The organism is Streptomyces sp. NPDC020983, assembly GCF_044333485.1.
Lineage (GTDB): Bacteria > Actinomycetota > Actinomycetes > Streptomycetales > Streptomycetaceae > Actinacidiphila.
The window spans coordinates 352,969-369,632 of the sequence record NZ_JBIRRA010000008.1; the positions used below are offsets into that span (position 1 = coordinate 352,969).

General features: G+C 73.6%; 13 protein-coding genes. 6 read left to right on the top strand and 7 right to left on the bottom strand.

Annotated features, from left to right (window positions below):
- Window positions 1-83 precede the first annotated feature (83 nt).
- A complete protein-coding gene (locus tag ACH4SE_RS20685) occupies window positions 84-2,300 on the bottom strand; it encodes an MMPL family transporter (RefSeq protein WP_398544846.1) in 2,217 nt (738 codons plus the stop codon).
- A 182-nt stretch (window positions 2,301-2,482) separates the two neighbouring features.
- Here ACH4SE_RS20685 and ACH4SE_RS20690 point away from each other — a divergent pair, with 182 nt between their 5' ends.
- The 3 genes from ACH4SE_RS20690 (at window position 2,483) to ACH4SE_RS20700 (ending at window position 5,373) form a co-directional block, all read left to right on the top strand.
- Window positions 2,483-3,217: a response regulator transcription factor gene (locus ACH4SE_RS20690; RefSeq protein ID WP_398544847.1), complete on the top strand. Its 735-nt coding sequence runs from the start codon at window positions 2,483-2,485 to the stop codon at window positions 3,215-3,217.
- 80 nt (window positions 3,218-3,297) lie between these two features.
- On the top strand, window positions 3,298-4,947 hold the full coding sequence (locus ACH4SE_RS20695; protein WP_398544848.1) for a sensor histidine kinase: 1,650 nt from the start codon (window positions 3,298-3,300) through the stop codon (window positions 4,945-4,947).
- Between the two features lie 153 nt (window positions 4,948-5,100).
- A complete protein-coding gene (locus ACH4SE_RS20700; RefSeq protein ID WP_398544849.1) occupies window positions 5,101-5,373 on the top strand; it encodes a GlsB/YeaQ/YmgE family stress response membrane protein in 273 nt (90 codons plus the stop codon).
- A gap of 204 nt (window positions 5,374-5,577) precedes the next feature.
- Here the strand turns inward: ACH4SE_RS20700 and ACH4SE_RS20705 are convergent, their stop codons facing one another.
- Window positions 5,578-6,939 carry an MFS transporter gene (locus tag ACH4SE_RS20705; RefSeq protein ID WP_398544850.1) on the bottom strand — a complete coding sequence of 454 codons (1,362 nt, stop codon included), beginning with the start codon at window positions 6,937-6,939 and terminating at the stop codon, window positions 5,578-5,580.
- Between the two features lie 64 nt (window positions 6,940-7,003).
- Here ACH4SE_RS20705 and ACH4SE_RS20710 point away from each other — a divergent pair, with 64 nt between their 5' ends.
- Window positions 7,004-7,771, top strand: coding sequence for an ArsR/SmtB family transcription factor (locus ACH4SE_RS20710; protein ID WP_398544851.1), 768 nt, complete (start codon window positions 7,004-7,006; stop codon window positions 7,769-7,771).
- Window positions 7,772-7,906: 135 nt separating this feature from the next.
- Here the strand turns inward: ACH4SE_RS20710 and ACH4SE_RS20715 are convergent, their stop codons facing one another.
- Both ACH4SE_RS20715 and ACH4SE_RS20720 read right to left on the bottom strand, forming a co-directional pair.
- A complete protein-coding gene (locus ACH4SE_RS20715) occupies window positions 7,907-9,523 on the bottom strand; it encodes an FAD-dependent monooxygenase (RefSeq protein ID WP_398544852.1) in 1,617 nt (538 codons plus the stop codon).
- A gap of 130 nt (window positions 9,524-9,653) precedes the next feature.
- Window positions 9,654-10,358, bottom strand: a complete 705-nt coding sequence (locus ACH4SE_RS20720) for a TetR family transcriptional regulator (RefSeq protein ID WP_398544853.1) — start codon at window positions 10,356-10,358, stop codon at window positions 9,654-9,656.
- Between the two features lie 187 nt (window positions 10,359-10,545).
- Here ACH4SE_RS20720 and ACH4SE_RS20725 point away from each other — a divergent pair, with 187 nt between their 5' ends.
- A complete protein-coding gene (locus ACH4SE_RS20725) occupies window positions 10,546-10,941 on the top strand; it encodes a hypothetical protein (protein ID WP_398544854.1) in 396 nt (131 codons plus the stop codon).
- Entirely contained in the window at window positions 10,941-13,475 is a 2,535-nt protein-coding gene (locus ACH4SE_RS20730; protein WP_398544855.1) for a DUF4132 domain-containing protein, read from the top strand. Before ACH4SE_RS20725 ends, ACH4SE_RS20730 begins: the two co-directional genes overlap by 1 nt.
- A gap of 134 nt (window positions 13,476-13,609) precedes the next feature.
- On the opposite strand, the gene ACH4SE_RS20735 is transcribed toward ACH4SE_RS20730, so the two are convergent.
- Genes ACH4SE_RS20735 through ACH4SE_RS20745 form a run of 3 tightly spaced genes read right to left on the bottom strand, consistent with a single transcriptional unit; the run spans window position 13,610 to window position 16,662 of the window.
- Window positions 13,610-14,395: a succinate dehydrogenase iron-sulfur subunit gene (locus ACH4SE_RS20735; RefSeq protein ID WP_398544856.1), complete on the bottom strand. Its 786-nt coding sequence runs from the start codon at window positions 14,393-14,395 to the stop codon at window positions 13,610-13,612.
- Window positions 14,395-16,152, bottom strand: coding sequence for a succinate dehydrogenase flavoprotein subunit (gene sdhA / locus ACH4SE_RS20740; RefSeq protein WP_398544857.1), 1,758 nt, complete (start codon window positions 16,150-16,152; stop codon window positions 14,395-14,397). The genes ACH4SE_RS20735 and sdhA overlap by 1 nt, the downstream gene beginning before the upstream one ends.
- A 30-nt stretch (window positions 16,153-16,182) precedes the next feature.
- Window positions 16,183-16,662 carry a succinate dehydrogenase hydrophobic membrane anchor subunit gene (locus ACH4SE_RS20745; RefSeq protein WP_398544858.1) on the bottom strand — a complete coding sequence of 160 codons (480 nt, stop codon included), beginning with the start codon at window positions 16,660-16,662 and terminating at the stop codon, window positions 16,183-16,185.
- Window positions 16,663-16,664: the final 2 nt, after the last annotated feature.

Genomic DNA, 16,664 nt, shown 5'->3' on the forward strand with positions numbered 1-16,664 from the left:
TGTGACCCGCGCCACGCAGCGAAAAGCCCGGCCCGGCTCCGAGGTGCGGAGCCGGGCCGGGCGGGGGAGGCGGGAAGGAGGCGTCAGTCCGTCGAGGACGCCAGCGCGAGGTCCGGCTCCTGGCCGGGCCGGGGCGCCTGGTCCATGACGGCCTCGTCCGCGGGCTCGACGGCCATGTGCGGCAGCCGCTTGTCCAGCCACGCGGGCAGCCACCAGTTGGCCGTCCCGAAGATGTGCATCAGCGACGGCACCAGCACCGACCGCAGGATGAACGCGTCCAGCGCGACCGCGCCCGCGAGCCCGACGCCGAACATGCCGAGCACGCGCACCCCGCTGAGGGCGAAGGCGCCGAAGACGCAGACCATGATGACGGCCGCGGAGGTGATCACCCGGCTGGTCTCCGCCAGCCCGACGCGGACGGCGCGGGCGCTGTCACGGGTGTGGACCCACTCCTCGTGCATGCGGCTGACCAGGAAGACCTGGTAGTCCATCGAGAGGCCGAAGAGCAGCGCCAGCATGATCACCGGCAGGAAGGCGTCGATCGGCCCCTGCCGGGTCGCACCCAGCAGGCTGCCGCCCCACGCCCACTGGAAGGTCGCGACCAGGACGCCGAAGGACGCGGCCGCCGCGACCATGTTCATCACCGCCGCGGTGAGCGGGACGACGATGCTGCGGAAGGCGAGCAGCAGCAGCACGAAGCCCAGGGCGATGATCACCCCGATGAAGATCGGCATCTTGCCGCCGAGGACGCTGGAGAAGTCCTTGAAGATCGCGGTCGGACCGCCGACGTACGCCCGCATCGTCGAGCCGCGCTCGGCGGCCGGCACGACGTCGTGGCGCAGGTGGTTGATGAGCGTGTCGGTCGCCTTGTCCTGCGGCGAGGTCGTCGGCACCGCCTGGACGAGGGCCACCTTGCTGTTCGGCTCCATCGGCAGGGCGGCCGCGTAGGCGATGCCCTTGGTGTGGCCGAGCGTCGTGACGAGGTTGTCCAGCGCCTGCTTGTCGTGCTGGCCGCCGGGCACCTCCGCGAGGATGGTGAGCGGGCCGTTGAAGCCGGGGCCGAAGCCGTCGGCCAGCATGTCGTACGCCTTGCGCGTCGTGGTCGACGTCGGGTTGTTGCCCTGGTCGGACGAGCCGAGCCGGAGCGCCAGCGTCGGGATCGCCAGCGTCGCCATGACGACGACCGCGGCCGCCGCCAGCGAGCGCGGGTGCCGCTGCACGAAGGACGACCAGCGGGCCGACGCGCCCACCGACTCGCCGGTGTTCGGGCCGTCGGCGGCGAAGCGCCGCCGCTGCCTGCGGCTGAGCACCTTCATCCCGAACAGGCCGAGCAGCGCGGGCAGCAGCGTGACCGCGCCGATCACCGAGACGACCACGGTCATCGCCGACGAGATCGCCACCGCGTAGAGGAAGCTCAGGCCCACGGTGAACATGCCCAGCAGGGCGATGCACACCGTGCCGCCCGCGAAGAGCACCGCGCGCCCGGAGGTGTTGATCGCCTTGACCGCGGCGTCCTCCGGTGTGAGGCCGCTCAGGATGCCTTTTCGGTGCCGGGTGACGATGAAGAGCGCGTAGTCGATGCCGACGCCGAGGCCCACCAGCATCGCCAGCTGGCCGGAGAAGTCCGGCACGTTCTCGACGTGTGTGAGCAGGGTGATGAGCGACGACGAGATGCCGATGGCGAACAGCGCCGTCACGATCGGTGTCAGCATGCCCAGCAGCGAGCCGAAGGCCAGGAAGAGCACGACCGCTGCGGCCGCGATGCCCACGAACTCGCTCACGCCCGCGGGCGGCTGCTCGATCAGGCCGATGATGTCGCCGCCCACCTCGACCCGCAGCCCGTCGGCCCGCGCGGAGTGCGCGGTGTCGACCAGGTCGTGGACCTGCGCCTCGTCCAGCGCGGAGCCCAGGACGTCGTACGTGACGCGGGCGTAGGCCGTCTTGCCGTCCTTGCTGATCTGCGTCGCCCCGGCCGGGTCGTACGGGCTGACGACCTGTCCGACGTCCTTCTGGTGCCGGATCTTCTCCAGCATCGGGACGATCCGGTCCTTGACCGCCGGATCCTTCACCGTGCCGGAGTCGGTGTGCCAGGCCACCGTGTCGCTCTCGCCCGACTGGCTGTGCACGGCCTGGTCGAGAAGTTCCAGCACCTTGTTGGACTCGGTGTGCGGGAGCGAGAAGACATTCGAGTACGCATTGCCCGCGATCCTGCCCGCGGTGCCGATACCGAGCAGCGCCGCCACCCACAGCAGGATCACCACCCACTTGTGCCGGAAGCACCATCGCGCCAGAGTGGCCACGATCCATCCCCCATCATCTTCGTCGTCGTCTTCGTCATCGTCGTCATGCGGTCGGCTCTGATCACTCGCCCCCCACCAGAGTCAGTGGTGCCGCGCGCACGTACCAAGCCGAAGCGGCTTCTCTCAAGGAACTCCAAGGTTCGCGCCCCCCGGAGGACACCCGGTGTGCGGATACTTGACGCATGGAGACAGCTGTCGGTACGGCTCCCACCGTGCTCGTCGTCGAGGACGAGCCGGGCATCGCGGACATCCTGCGCATCACGCTGACCTACAACGGCTTCACGGTGCACTGCGCGGCCACCCGCAGGGAGGCCCTCGCGGCCGTCCGCGCCCACCGCCCCGACCTCGTGCTGCTCGACGTCATGCTGCCCGACGGCAACGGCTGGGAGCTGTGCCGCGCCCTGCGCGCCGAGCACCCGGCCGGGCGGGACGGCGCGGGCGACGACCTCGCCGTCATCTTCGTCACCGCGCGGGACGCGCCGCGCGACGTCGTCGCCGGTCTCGCGCTGGGCGGCGACGACTACATCACCAAGCCCTTCGGCGTCGACGAGGTCGTGGCACGCGTGCACGCGGTGCTGCGCCGCACCCGCCGTACCGCGGGCGTCGCCGACCGGGTGCTGCGGCACGGCGACCTGGAGATGGACGAGGCGACGTACTCGGTGCGCCGCTCCGGGCGGCCCGTCGAGCTGACGCCCACCGAGTACAACCTGCTGCGCCACCTGCTGCGCAACTCCGGGCGGATCGTGTCCAAGGAGCAGCTGCTCCAGCACGTGTGGCAGTACGACACCGTGGTGCCGTCCACGGTCGTCGAGACGTACATCTCCTACCTGCGCCGCAAGCTCGACCGGCTCGGGCCGCCGCTGATCGAGACCCGGCGCGGTGTCGGCTACGGGCTGCGGGCGGTCGAGGGCACGTGACGGCGTGACGGGTACGGACGTGGCGGGTGCGGGCGTGACGGCGTGATGGGTACGGACGTGACGAGGGCGGGCGTGACGACATGAGCAAGCGGCTGCTGCCGTGGGCCTTCGCGTGGGCCGCGGCGGAGTCGACCCGCAAGTCGCGTGAGGCGACCGGGGCGAAACGCGGGGGACTGTGCGGCAGCGGACGGCTGCTGCCGGGGCCCAAGACGCTGCGTGCCCGCCTCACCCTCGCCAACGTCACCTTCGTCGCCCTCGGGCTGCTCGCGACCGCGGCCTTCAGCGTCATGGCCACGTCCATGGTGCTGGGCAGCGAGATCGACCACACCCTGAGCGAGTCGCAGCGCTCGCTGCGCAGCACCCCGGTCACCGCGAACGGGCTCCAGCAGCTGTGCACGCTGGCGACGATCCTCCAGACCGGCCACGACGGGGACGACGGCGGGGGCGGACTGCCCTTCGCCAAGGCCTTCAAGCAGGACCTCTTCGTCGTCCTCGACCCCGACGGCCGCAACTCGACGGTGTGCGAGAGCGGCATGGGCACCGACAACCGGGTCCGCGAGGACGTCACCGCCGCCCTGCCCGACCCCGCGGAGCTCGCCCGTACCGGAAGGGCCGTCAACGTGCGGGCGGCCGGGACGGACTACCGGGTCGTCGTGACCCGGCTCGGCGACGGCAGCATGGTCGTGCAGGGCATGCGCTACAGCGGTGTCGAGCGGGCCATCCACAAGCTGCTGGGCTGGGAGTTCGTCGCCGGGTTCGTGCTGCTCGCGCTGCTCGCCGTCGGCTCGCTCACCGCCGCCCGGCGGCGGCTGAGCCCGCTGGAGGCCATGGTCGAGACCGCCTCCGCGATAGCCGAGGGCGACCTGTCGCGGCGCGTCGCCACCGGGCGGTACGGCTCCAGCGAGGTGCAGCAGCTCAGCACCGCCCTCAACGCGATGCTCCAGCAGATCGAGACCGCCGTGACCGAGAGCGAGCGCGCCACCGCCCAGTTGCGGCACTTCCTCGCCGACGCCTCGCACGAGCTGCGCACCCCGCTCGCCTCCGTCCAGGGCTACCTGGAGCTGTACGAGAAGGGCATGCTCGACGCCGAGGACAAGGAGCGGGCGCTGCGCCGGGTCTCCGCCGAGGCCGCCCGGATGAGCCGCCTCGTCGACGAACTCCTCGCCCTGGCCCGGCTGGAGGAGCGCCCCGAGCTGGACTTCCAGCCCGTCGACCTGTGCGCCCTGGTCCGGGACGCCGCCGCCGACCTGGCCGCGCAGCAGCCCGGGCGGCCGGTGACCCTGCTGCTGCCGGAGGAGGGGGGCGCGGGCGCCGGGTGCTCGGTGTGGGCGCTCGGCGACGAGGCGGGGCTGCGGCAGGTCGTCGGCAACCTGCTGAGCAACGTACGGGTGCACACGCCGGCGGACGCGCCCGTCGTCATCGAGGTGCGCGGCAGTACGCGCGGGGTGCGGCTGCGGGTGAGCGACGCCGGGCCCGGCCTGGACCCGCGCGACGCCGAGCGGGCCTTCGACCGCTTCTTCCGCGTCGACCCCGAGCGCGCACCCGACACCGGCGGGGCGGGGCTGGGTATGGCGATCGTCCACGCCGTCGTCCAGGCCCACCACGGGACCGTGCGGCTCGACACGGCGCCGGGTGCGGGGCTGACGGTGCGGGTCAGCCTGCCGGGGGCGGCGCCGCCCCCCGGACTGACGGCACCCGTGACGGCGGATCCCCGGCCGGTGGCGCGCTGAGCGTGCCCCCGGACCGCCCGGGAGAGCGTCGCCGAGCAGGGGCGTGCGGGGTGCGTGGGGCGTGCGTGACCTGCGGGGCGTGACGGCCGGGGGACCGGGCCGCCGCGGGACGGGTACCGGTGTGTGACGGCGGTTCAGGGGCAGGTGGCCGTCATGGGCATCATCGGATGGATCGTACTGGGGCTGCTCGCGGGCGCCATCGCCAAGATCATCCTGCCGGGCCGCGACCCGGGCGGACTCGTCGGGACCACCCTCATCGGGGTCGTCGGCGCCTTCCTGGGCGGCTGGCTGTCGGCGAAGCTGTGGGACAAGCCGGTGCCGCACCACTTCTTCGACGGCAGGACATGGGTGGCCGCGATCGGCGGCTCGCTCGTCCTGCTCATCGCCTACCGCATCATCTTCGGCGACTCCCGCGCCCGCCGCTGAGGCCCGTGCGCGCGGGGCGGAGCGGTGCGCACCACCTCCGCGATCGGCCTCGGCCTGCTCCCCAACCCGCTCCGGACGACCGGCACGACCGCCCCGGACGGCACCCTCCACCGGGGCACCGAGACCGGCGTGCTGCGCCCCCCGCCGCCGACCGCCGCCGCCCCCCGCCGCCCGCCCCGGCGAGCGGCGGAAGGGGCGGGCCCGTCACGCGGGCCCCGGCCCCGGCGCTCGCGGGACGGCGAGGCACAGCACGCCGAGGAGAGCGAAGACGAGGGCGCCCGCGGCGAACAGCCCGGCGCAGTGCGGGAGGAAGCCGTCGGCGCCCGCGGGTCCGGCCACGGCGGCGAAGATCGCGACGCCGAGCGCGCCACCGGTCTGCCTGCTGGTGTTGCCGGCCCCGGACGCCACCCCGGGCGCGCCGGGCACGGCGAGGAGCGCGGCCGAGACGATCGAGGGGGTGAGGATCCCCAGGCCCGTGCCCCACAGGGCGAGGAAGAGGAGAAGGACGGCGTAGCCGCTCCCGCCGACGGTGGCCGCGATGCCGGCGAACCCGCCCGCGGCGACGAGCAGGCCGAGGGCGGCGGCGCGCCAGACACCGATCCGGGCGCTCAGCCGGCCGGCCGGGGCGCCGAGGAACGGCAGCGGCACCATCGCCGGTGTGGTCGCCAGTCCCGCCGACAGGGGGCTGAGTCCGCGCACGTCCTGGAAGAACTGGGTGAGCAGGAACAGGCCGCCGAGCACGCACAGGTTCATCAGCCCGGCCACGACGCACGCGCCCGCCAGCGTGCCCCGCGCACCGCGCGGGACGGTGAGCAGCGGGTGCTCGGTACGGCGTTCCACCGTGACGAACCAGACGGCCGTGCCCGCGGCGGCCGCGCCGAGGAACGCGCCGAGCCCCGGCGAGCCGGGTCCCTGGATGATCGCGGTCACCAGACAGCCCAGCCCGGCCACCAGCAGGGCGGCTCCCGCCCGGTCCACCGTCCCGGCCCGGGCCCTTCCCGCCTCCTCACGGGACAGCCGGAGGACCGGGATCACGGCGAGGGCCGTCACCGGCACACCGAGCCAGAACACGGCACGCCAGCCGGCGGACTGGACCAGCAGCCCGCCGATCACCGGACCGGCGGGCAGCGCCGTCCCGCCGATCGCTGCCCATACGCCCACGAGCCGGCTCCTGGCGCCCTCGTCGGCGGTCTCCTCCACCAGCAGGGCGAGGGTGCCGGGCAGCATCAGCGCCGCCCCGGAGCCTTGCAGGGCGCGTGCCGTGACCAGGATCCCGACGCTCGGAGCCAGCGCGCAGAGCACCGATGCCGCCCCGAACCCGGCAAGGCCCAGCAGCACGACCCGGCGGTGGCCGAGGCGGTCCCCGATCGCGCCCGAGGCCAGCAGCAGCGCCGCCAGCGGCACCGCGTAGGCGTCCACCACCCACGCCAGCCGCGCACCGTCCGCGTCCAGGCCGGAGCCGATCTGCGGCAGCGCGACGTTCACCACCGTCACGTCCAGGAGCACGAGGAAGTAGCCGCCGCACAGCGCGAGCGTCAACGGCCACCGGGCACGGTCACGGTCCATCCCCCAAGCCTGGACCGGAAACACTTCACGCCGGGTCGAAGTATTTCGCACCTAGCATCGGGACATGCCCTCCGAACGCCCCGGCCCGCAGGGCGAACCGGACATCGCCCGGCTCGCCTCAGCCTTCGCCGACCCGCGCCGCGTGCGCGTGCTCATGGCCCTGGCCGACGGACGCGCCCTGCCGGCCGGCCGGCTCGCCGAAGAAGCCGGCACCGCCGCCTCGACGATCAGCAACCACCTGGCCGTGCTGCTCGGCCACGACCTCGTCACCGCCGAGCAGCACGGGCGCAACCGCTACTACCGGCTGGCCAGGGACGGGGTCGAGGGCGTGCTGGAAGCCCTCGCCGTCCTCGCCCCGCGCACCCCGATCACCTCCCTGCGCGAGCACACCCGCGCGGCCGCGCTGCGCTCCGCGCGCACCTGTTACCGCCATCTCGCCGGACGCGCCGGGGTCGCCCTCTTCCGCCGGCTGCTCGACGCGCAGTGGGTCACCGGCGGCGACGGGCTCCACCACCCCGGCGCCACCGCGGACCGGCTCTCGGCGCCGGGGAGGAGCACCGACTACAGGCTCACCGCGACCGGCGCCGCAGAACTCGCCGACTGGGGGATCCCGTCCCGGCTGCTCTCCACCGGGCGGCCGCTGCGCTACTGCGTGGACTGGACCGAGCAGGCCCACCACCTCGCGGGCCCCCTCGGCACCGCGATGACCGACCGGCTCTTCGCGCTCGGCTGGATCACCCGCGGCAGCATCCCCCGCACCGTCGGCATCACACCCCGTGGACAGGAGGGCCTGCGCACGCTGACCACCTCCCGCCCGCGCCGCACGACCTGACCGCGCCCGCCCGCGCCCGCCCGCGCCCGCCCGCGCCCGCCCGCGCCCGCCCGCGCCCGCCCGCGCCCGCCCGCGCCCGCGGGCCTCAACGGCCTGCGGCAGCCGGGCACCCGCCCCCGGCGGCCGGCGCTCGCCCTACGCCACCCCGAACCACCGCCCCGCCGCCGCCCGCAGCTCCGCCAGCTCCTCCGGGGCGGGCTCCGCGGCCGAACTCGCCCATGCCACGTAGGAATCCGGCCGGATCAGCGCCGCCGTGAAGGGTGCCGCACCCGGCGGCCGGACCGCAGCCCGCACCACGTCCACCGCCGCGGCCCACTCCTCGGCCACTGCCGCCGCCGCTGCACCCTGCGTCAGGTCGAGCAGCAACGGGCGTCCCGTCCGGGCCAGTTCGGCCAGCCGCACCGGCTTCTCCGCCAACTCCAGCGGCGCATCGGGTGCGAAGCCGCCCAGCAGCGGATGCCCGCCCGCCGTGTCTCCCGCCCGTCCTCCCGCCGGACCGCCCATGTCGTAGCGCAGGTCGGAACCGGCTATCAGCGCGGCCACCCGCGCCACGGCCGGCTCGTCCCGCAGCAGCTCGCCGACGACCTGGCGCAGCGCGTCCACGTCGCTGCCGGGCATGTGCAGGGCGTGCTGCGCCTGAGCGGAGACCAGGGTGCGGCGGGCCGCGGCGCCGCGTTCGGTGTCGTAGCTCTGCAGCAGGCCTCCGGGCGCGGTGCCCGCGAGGGCCGCCGCCAGCTTCCACCCGAGGTTGACCGCGTCCTGGAGCCCGGCGTTGAGGCCCGGGCCGCCACCGGAGGCGTAGACGTGGGCCGCGTCCCCGGCCAGGAAGAGCCGCCCCTCGCGCAGTCTTTCCGCGACCCGCGTGTTGCCGCCCTTGAGCCGCCGCAGCACGTGCGGGCCCGCACCCTCGGGCGCCGCCCACGGCACCTCGGCCCCGAGGACCCGGGCCGCGCTCGCCCGCATCTCCTCCAGGCTCATCGGCCCGTCGTCCTCCGCCGGCTCCCACTCGGTGGTGGCCACCAGCGGCGGCCGGCCGGGCAGTGGCGCCCAGGTGAAGGCGCCCCGCGCGGTGCGCAGCGGCAGGAACGGTGGCACCGTCCCGACGCCCGGCACCCGCAGCCCCGCCGCGTCCGCCCAGCCCGCGGGCACCGACACATGCGCATGGCGCGCCACCGAGCGGTCGTACGTCACCCCGGAGAAGCCGATCCCGGCGAGCTTGCGGATCGGGCTGTGCGCGCCGTCGGCCCCCACGGCGTACCGTGCCCGCAGCCCGTACGTCCCCTCCGGTCCCGACACCTCCAGCTCGACCCCGTCCTCCCGCAGGACCAGGCCCACCACCTCGTGGCCGGTGCGTATCCGGGCGCCCAGCGCGCGCGCCCGTTCCTCCAGCACCTGCGCGATCCGCTGCTGCGGCACTGCCACCGTGTAGACGGGGCTCTGCTCCAGCAGGCTCAGATCCAGCGGTATCCCGGAGAACATGAAGCCCGTCGTGTTGGGCAGCGGTGCCCCCGGCAGGCCCGTCAGCGGCTCCGCCAGCCCGCGCCGGTCCATCACCTGGACGACCTGGCCCACCAGGCCGTTCGCCTTCGGCTCGCGCCCGGGCTCCCCGAGCTTCTCCAGCACCAGCGGCCGCACACCCAGCAGCGCCAGTTCAGCGGCCAGCATGAGCCCTGTCGGCCCGCCGCCCACGATCACGACATCCTCGGCCGTCGTGCCCTTTTCGGTCTCTTCGCCCGTAGTGTTCCCGGTCATCTGGACGCACTCCTCCCAGCTCCTGGCGCATGGTTGTCCGCCGACGTGCCGGACGGGGCTCGCGCGCTCGCGCACGACACGTCGAACGAGGTGATGTGGTGTCTTGCCGCGGCCCTTCAGGCCGCGGGTGTCAGCTCCCTGCCGGGGCGGCGCCCGGTCCGGGAGCGGACGGGCCCAGCCCCCTCCGCAGGTGCTCCAGTGCCTCGTCCATCAACGGGGCCAGCGGGACCGGGGGATCGGCCCGCAGCCAGTGGGACAGCGTCGTGCCCATCGCGGCGCCGACAGCGGAGGCGACGAGCTTCGGGTAGAGGTCGGTCACCGCGTCCGTACCCGTCCGCGCCGCTATCGCCTCGGCCAGCACGCCCTGCGCCTCCTGGTCGGCGCGCATCACCTCGGCCTGTACCGCGGGCTCCGTCAGCACCTCCCATATGGCCTCCCGGTGCTGCCGCCGGGGGGTCCGCCGCTGGTGCGCCGCGCTGTCCTCGGGGGCGAACTCGAACCGCAGCGCCGTCCCTATCGCCTCGAACAACGGCTCGGCCGCCGGTCGTTCGCCGACCGCCCGTGCGACGCGTGCCATCCGGTCCAGATGCGTGGCGGCGACCGCTTCCGCCTTGCCCGAGAAGTAGTTGCGGAACGTGCGCTCCGAGACGTTCACCGCCGCGGCGACGTCCTCGATCCGCACGTTCGTCCATCCCCGCTCGACCGCCAGCGCGATCGTCGCCTCGCTGAGCGCCCGCCGTGTCTGCTGCTTCTTGCGCTCGCGCAACCCCGCCGCCTGCTCGGCCGCGCTTCCCCGCCCGGGCGTGCCCGCGCGTCCTTCCGCCTGCTCGTCCACCGGTCCGCCCCCCTGCTTCGCGCTCTCCGTCCTCCCTGGGACCCCAAGCTAGCATTCTTTCCGAACCGGAAAACCTGCCCTGTGGAAAACTTTTCCCCTCCGGCAAGATTTTCCGGTGATCGGTGCACGCCGCGGGTGATCCCCGCCCTCCCGGCCGCTGTCAGTGCCCGCCCCTACGCTCCCGGTCATGGGAACGGTGACCGTCGTCGACGAGACGACATCAGGGGAGACCCGCGGGTCCTGGGGGCTGGAGTTCGCGGAGGAGCGCGTCAGCGCACGTGAGGTGATCAGGCGCCGGGTCTTCGAGGAGGTGGCGGAGTACAACGCGAGGCAGCCCGGCCTCTTCCGGGGCCTGGTCCAGCCGACCGACGCCGAGCACACGCTCAACGGCTACCGGCTGCGCACCCCGCGCCGCCTTGACGCCGAGCGGCAGTTCGCACGGGCCGTCGAGGCCTTCGGGCGCAACGGCTTCCTGCTGCTCGCCGGCGGGCGCCAGATAGAGGACCTGGACGAGGAGGTCGACCTCTCGTCCGGGGCCGCCGAGGTGGTCTTCCTCAAGCTCGTGCCGCTGGTGGGTGGCTGATGGCCGTCGCGGGGGACCACGTGGTGGCGGTCCGCGGGCTGGTCGCCGAGGGCGACATGGTCCGGCTGGCCGACCGGCTGGTGCCCGCCTTCGCCGGCAAGGCCGTCCTGGAGAACGGCGCCGGTGACAAGATGCTCGCCGATGTCGCGGGCCTGCCGCCCGCCCGGCGGCTCGAACTGGTGACGCTGCTGTGCGAGCGCTACGAGAACCTGGAACAGACCGGTCTGCGCGCGGGTCCGGGACCCGGCGAACGCGCGGGGGGCCGGGCGCGGGACGGCGGGAGCCGGACCCCGACCGCCGAGGAGGCCGGGGAGACGCTGCTGCTGGCGATCGTGGCCTGCGCCCGCGGGCTCGGCGTCGACCCGCTGCCCCGTGCGCGGGCCGAGCGGCTGGCCGAACTGGCCGGGCACAGCACCATCACCTGGTTCGGCGACCGCCCCGAATGGCTTGTCGAGGCCGAGGTCGCCGCCGGGCGCGCGGTGCCCGCGCAGACCGTCGCCGCCCTGCGCAGGACCTCGACCGTTCCCTACGCCCGGTCCGGGCTGGCCCAGGTGGCGAGGAAGCTCCTCGACCCCCCGGTCAACCCCGGCGAGGCCTGGTCCGACGACGCGCTCGCGACCGCCGCGCTGCTCGGCGAGCCCTGGACGCTGCTGCTGCGGCACGCCGCCACCGCCACCGCGGCGCGCCCCACCGCCCGCTGGGAGAAGGAGGCCCGCGCCCTCGTCGGGCGACTCGGCGCGGACGCGGTGCGCGACAGGGCGGTCGCCTGGCTCGGCCTCGCCGGGCGTCCCCGTACGGTGCCGTACGCCGACGAGGTCGGCCACGGCCCCGACCCCAACGCCCTCGTCGACCCCTACAACGCCAACGCCCTGCGCGGCCTCGCCTGGACGCTCGCGCTCCTCCCGCCGCATCCCGCGGTCCCGCGCGCCCTCGGCTCCCTCGTCGACGTGTGCCTGCGCAAGATCCCCGGCCACGGCCCGCGCAACCCGAAGCTCGCCAACGCCGGGGTGACGGCACTGGCGAGCTGCGAGGGTGAGGCGGCGCTCGGCGAGCTGGCCCGGCTCGCCGCCCGCGTGACCTTCCGCGGCACGCTCAAGCAGATCGACCGCGCCCTGGAGGAGCGCGCCGGAGCGCTGGGCCTCGGCCGGGAGGAGGTCGAGGAGCTGGCGGTGCCGGCCTACGGGCTCACGGAGGCCGGGCTGCTCCGGCACGCCCACGGCGAGCTGGCCGTACGCGCCGGGAAAGCCGTCCTGACGTGGCGCAACGCGGCAGGCAAGCAGGTCAGGGGAGTTCCGGCGGCGGTCCGGCGCGAGCACCCGGAGGAGGTCGCCGAGCTCAAGGCCGCGGCCAGGGACGTCGAGCGCATGCTCGGCGCCCAGTCCGAGCGGCTGGACCGGCAGTTCCTGGCCCGTCGCCGGTGGGCGTACGCGGCCTGGCGCGAACGCGTCCTCGACCATCCGCTGGTGGGAACGCTCGCGCGCCGCCTGCTGTGGACGGTCGACGGCCTGGCCTGCGGATTCGCCGACGGCGAGCTGCGCACCCTCGCCGACGCGCCCCTGCCGCAGGGGGGCGGCACCGTCGAGCTGTGGCACCCGGTGGGCCGCGAGGTCGCCGAGGTCATGGCCTGGCGGGAGTGGCTGGAGCGGCACGGGATCACCCAGCCGTTCAAGCAGGCCCACCGCGAGGTGTATCTGCTCACCGACGCCGAGCGCCGCACGGCCACGTACTCCAATCGCTTCGCCGGGCACGTCCTGCGACAGCACCAGTTCCAGTCGCTCGCCGCCACCCGCGGGTGGAGCAGCAAGCTGCGGCTGGCGGTGGACGACGAGTACCCGCCCGCCGAGCGCGAGCTGCCCGCATGGGGGCTGCGCGCGGAGTTCTGGATCGAGGGGGCGGATCTCCACGGCGTCACCGGCCCCGGCAGCTACCTCCACCTGACCACCGACCAGGTCCGCTTCCACCGCATCGGCGCCCCCCGCAACCGGGCGCACGCCGGAGGTGGCGGCTACGCCCCCGACCGCCGCCGCGACGTCGCGCCCGAGGACCGGGCCCTGCCGCTGGAGGAGGTTCCGCCGCTCGTGCTCAGCGAGGTCCTGCGGGACGTCGACCTCTTCGTCGGTGTCGCCAGCGTCGGCAACGACCCGGCCTGGCAGGACGGCGGGCCGGAAGGCCGCTACCGCGACTACTGGCACGACTACGGCTTCGGCGAGCTGTCCCGGACGGCGCAGAGCCGCCGCGAGGTCCTGGAGCGGGTCGTCCCGCGGCTGGCGATAGCCGGCCGGTGCGCGATCGAGGGGCGCTTCCTGCACGTGCGCGGCGACCGGCACACGTACCGGATCCACCTCGGTTCCGGCAACGTCCTCATCGCCCCGCAGGACCGCTACCTGTGCATCGTGCCCGGTGCGGGCAGCGCCGCGGACGCCGGCTACCTGCCCTTCGACGGCGACCGCACGCTCAGCCTCATCCTCAGCAAGGCCTTCCTGCTGGCCCGCGACACCGAGATCACCGACCCCACGATCCTGAGCCAGCTGTGAGGCCGGGGCGGGTGGAGGGGACCGGCGCCGGAGGGCACGGCGAAAGGGTGCGGCCCCCGGGGGAACCGGGGGCCGCACCCTGGGCAGCGCGCGGTGCCGGCGGCGCGGACAGGCGCGCGGCCGGCGAGCGGGGGTCAGTACCGCCGGGTGATCAGCGCCCGCTTGACCTCGGCGATCGCCTTCGTCACCTCGATGCCGCGCGGGCACGCGTCGGTGCAGTTGAAGGTCGTGCGGCAGCGCCAGACGCCGTCCTTGTCGTTCAGGATCTCCAGCCGCTGCTCCCCGCCCTCGTCACGCGAGTCGAAGATGAAGCGGTGCGCGTTGACGATGGCGGCCGGGCCGAAGTACTGGCCGTCGTTCCAGAAGACCGGGCAGGACGACGTGCACGCCGCGCACAGGATGCACTTGGTGGTGTCGTCGAAGCGGGCGCGGTCCTCGGCGGACTGCAGCCGCTCCCGGGTGGGCTCGTTGCCCTTGGTCACCAGGAAGGGCATGACGTCCCGGTAGGCCTGGAAGAACGGGTCCATGTCGACCACGAGGTCCTTCAGCACGGTCATGCCCTTGATGGGCTCGATCGTGATGGGCTTCTCGGGGTTGATGTCCTTGATCAGGGTCTTGCAGGCGAGCCGGTTGCGCCCGTTGATCCGCATCGCGTCGGAGCCGCACACGCCGTGCGCGCACGAGCGGCGGAAGGTCAGGGTGCCGTCGATCTCCCACTTGACCTTGTGCAGCGCGTCGAGGACGCGCTCCTTGGGGTCGATCGGGATCTGGTAGTCGACCCACTCGGCGTCCGCCGACACCTCGGGGTTGAAGCGGCGCACCCGCAGGGTGATCGTGACCAGGTGGGACGCGCCGGCCTCGGCGGCGTCCAGGGCCGCGGAGTGCCCGCCGTCGAGCGTCGGGGTGCTCGGGGTGCTCATCAGTACTTACGCTCCATCGGCTGGTAGCGGGTCTGCACGACCGGCTTGTAGTCCAGGCGGATCGTCTCGGCGCCGGTGGCGGAGTCGAATTCGCGGTAGGCCATCGTGTGCCGCATGAAGTTGACGTCGTCGCGGTTGGGGAAGTCCTCGCGGTAGTGGCCGCCGCGGGATTCCTTGCGGGCCAGCGCGGAGACCGCCATGACCTCGGCGAGGTCCAGCAGGTTGCCCAGCTCGACGGCTTCCAGCAGGTCGGTGTTGAAGCGACGGCCCTTGTCCTGGACGGAGACGTTGCGGTAGCGCTCGCGCAGCTCGCCGATCTTCTCGACCGCGGTCTTGATGGTCTGCTCGGTGCGGAAGACCATCACGTTGGCGTCCATGCACTCCTGCAGCTCGCGCCGCAGGTCGGAGACCCGCTCGCTGCCGGTGGAGGCGCGCAGCCGCTCGATGAGCTCCACGACCTGCTCGGCCGGGTTGTCCGGCAGCGGCACGTAGTCGTTGGCGTGCGCGTACTCCGCGGCGGCGATGCCGGAGCGGCGGCCGAAGACGTTGATGTCCAGCAGCGAGTTGGTGCCCAGCCGGTTCGCCCCGTGCACGGACACGCACGCCACCTCGCCGGCCGCGTACAGGCCCGGCACCACCGTGGTGTTGTCGGCCAGCACCTCGCCCTGCACGTTGGTGGGGATGCCGCCCATGGCGTAGTGCGCGGTGGGCTGGATCGGGATCGGGTCGGTGTACGGCTCGATGCCCAGGTACGTGCGCGCGAATTCGGTGATGTCCGGCAGCTTGGCGTCCAGCTGCTCCGGCGGCAGGTGCGTGAGGTCGAGGTAGACGTGGTCGCCCTCGGGGCCGCAGCCGCGGCCCTCGCGGATCTCGGTGTAGATCGCACGGGAGACGACGTCGCGCGAGGCGAGGTCCTTCATGACGGGCGCGTACTTCTCCATGAAGCGCTCGCCGTCCTTGTTGCGCAGGATGCCGCCCTCGCCGCGGGCGCCCTCCGTGAGCAGGATGCCCATGCGCCAGATGCCCGTGGGGTGGAACTGGAAGAACTCCATGTCCTCCAGCGGCAGACCGCGCCGGAAGACGGCGGCCTGGCCGTCACCGGTGAGGGTGTGCGCGTTGGAGGTCACCTTGAAGAACTTGCCGGTGCCGCCGGAGGCGTAGATGACGGCCTTCGCCTGGAAGACGTGGATCTCGCCGGTCGCCAGCTCGTAGGCCACCACGCCGGCGGACCGCTTGACGCCGTCGACCTCGGTGAGGAGCTGGTCGAGGACGTAGAACTCGTTGAAGAACTCCACGCCCTCCTTGACGCAGTTCTGGTACAGCGTCTGGAGGATCATGTGACCGGTGCGGTCGGCGGCGTAGCACGCCCGGCGGACCGCGGCCTCGCCGTGGTTGCGGGTGTGGCCGCCGAAACGCCGCTGGTCGATCCGGCCCTCGGGCGTCCGGTTGAACGGGAGGCCCATCTTCTCCAGGTCGAGGACCGCGTCGATGGCCTCCTTCGCCAGGATCTCGGCGGCGTCCTGGTCGACCAGGTAGTCACCGCCCTTGATCGTGTCGAAGGTGTGCCACTCCCAGTTGTCCTCCTCGACGTTCGCGAGGGCCGCGGCCATGCCGCCCTGGGCGGCGCCGGTGTGGGAGCGCGTGGGGTAGAGCTTGGTCAGGACGGCGGTGCGCGAGCGCTTGGTGGCCTCGATCGCGGCGCGCATGCCGGCGCCGCCCGCTCCGACGATGACGGTGTCGTACTTGTGGATCTGCATTGGGGTCGCTTTCCCTGTCCCAGCCCTGGCTCAGCGGATGTTCGGGTCGAAGGTGAAGATCACCAGCGAGCCGAGCGCGATGGTGAAGACCACCGCGGTGTACAGCAGCGTCTTGAGCCAGACGCGGGTGTTGGCCTGCTCGGCGTAGTCGTTGATGACGGTCCGCAGACCGTTGCCGCCGTGCAGCATGGCCAGCCACAGCATGGCGAGGTCCCAGAACTGCCAGAACGGCGAGGACCAGCGGCCGGCGACGAAAGCGAAGCCGACCTTCTGCACGCCGCCGTCCAGGACGAGCTGGATCAGCAGGTGGCCGATCACCAGCACGACGAGCACCACGCCGGACAGCCGCATGAAGAGCCAGCCGTACAGCTCGAAGTTGGTGCGGGTGGCGCGCGGGGTGCGCTTGGTGCGCGCCCGCGGCGGCTCGATGACCGGCGCGGGGTTGGCGGGGCTGTACGGGGCGACGCTGGAGCCGGTCAGTTCGACGGCGTCGGAGATGTCAGCGGACATGG

Bases quoted from the DNA above. Each gene is read 5' to 3' on its own strand.
- ACH4SE_RS20700 (WP_398544849.1), top strand. From the start codon at position 5,101: ATGGGCATCATCGGATGGATCGTACTGGGGCTGCTCGCGGGCGCCATC.
- ACH4SE_RS20695 (WP_398544848.1), top strand. From the start codon at position 3,298: ATGAGCAAGCGGCTGCTGCCGTGGGCCTTCGCGTGGGCCGCGGCGGAG.
- ACH4SE_RS20745 (WP_398544858.1), bottom strand. From the start codon at position 16,662: ATGTCCGCTGACATCTCCGACGCCGTCGAACTGACCGGCTCCAGCGTC.
- ACH4SE_RS20725 (WP_398544854.1), top strand. From the start codon at position 10,546: ATGGGAACGGTGACCGTCGTCGACGAGACGACATCAGGGGAGACCCGC.
- ACH4SE_RS20705 (WP_398544850.1), bottom strand. From the start codon at position 6,939: ATGGACCGTGACCGTGCCCGGTGGCCGTTGACGCTCGCGCTGTGCGGC.
- ACH4SE_RS20710 (WP_398544851.1), top strand. From the start codon at position 7,004: ATGCCCTCCGAACGCCCCGGCCCGCAGGGCGAACCGGACATCGCCCGG.
- ACH4SE_RS20715 (WP_398544852.1), bottom strand. From the start codon at position 9,523: ATGACCGGGAACACTACGGGCGAAGAGACCGAAAAGGGCACGACGGCC.
- ACH4SE_RS20735 (WP_398544856.1), bottom strand. From the start codon at position 14,395: ATGAGCACCCCGAGCACCCCGACGCTCGACGGCGGGCACTCCGCGGCC.
- sdhA (WP_398544857.1), bottom strand. From the start codon at position 16,152: ATGCAGATCCACAAGTACGACACCGTCATCGTCGGAGCGGGCGGCGCC.
- ACH4SE_RS20730 (WP_398544855.1), top strand. From the start codon at position 10,941: ATGGCCGTCGCGGGGGACCACGTGGTGGCGGTCCGCGGGCTGGTCGCC.
- ACH4SE_RS20690 (WP_398544847.1), top strand. From the start codon at position 2,483: ATGGAGACAGCTGTCGGTACGGCTCCCACCGTGCTCGTCGTCGAGGAC.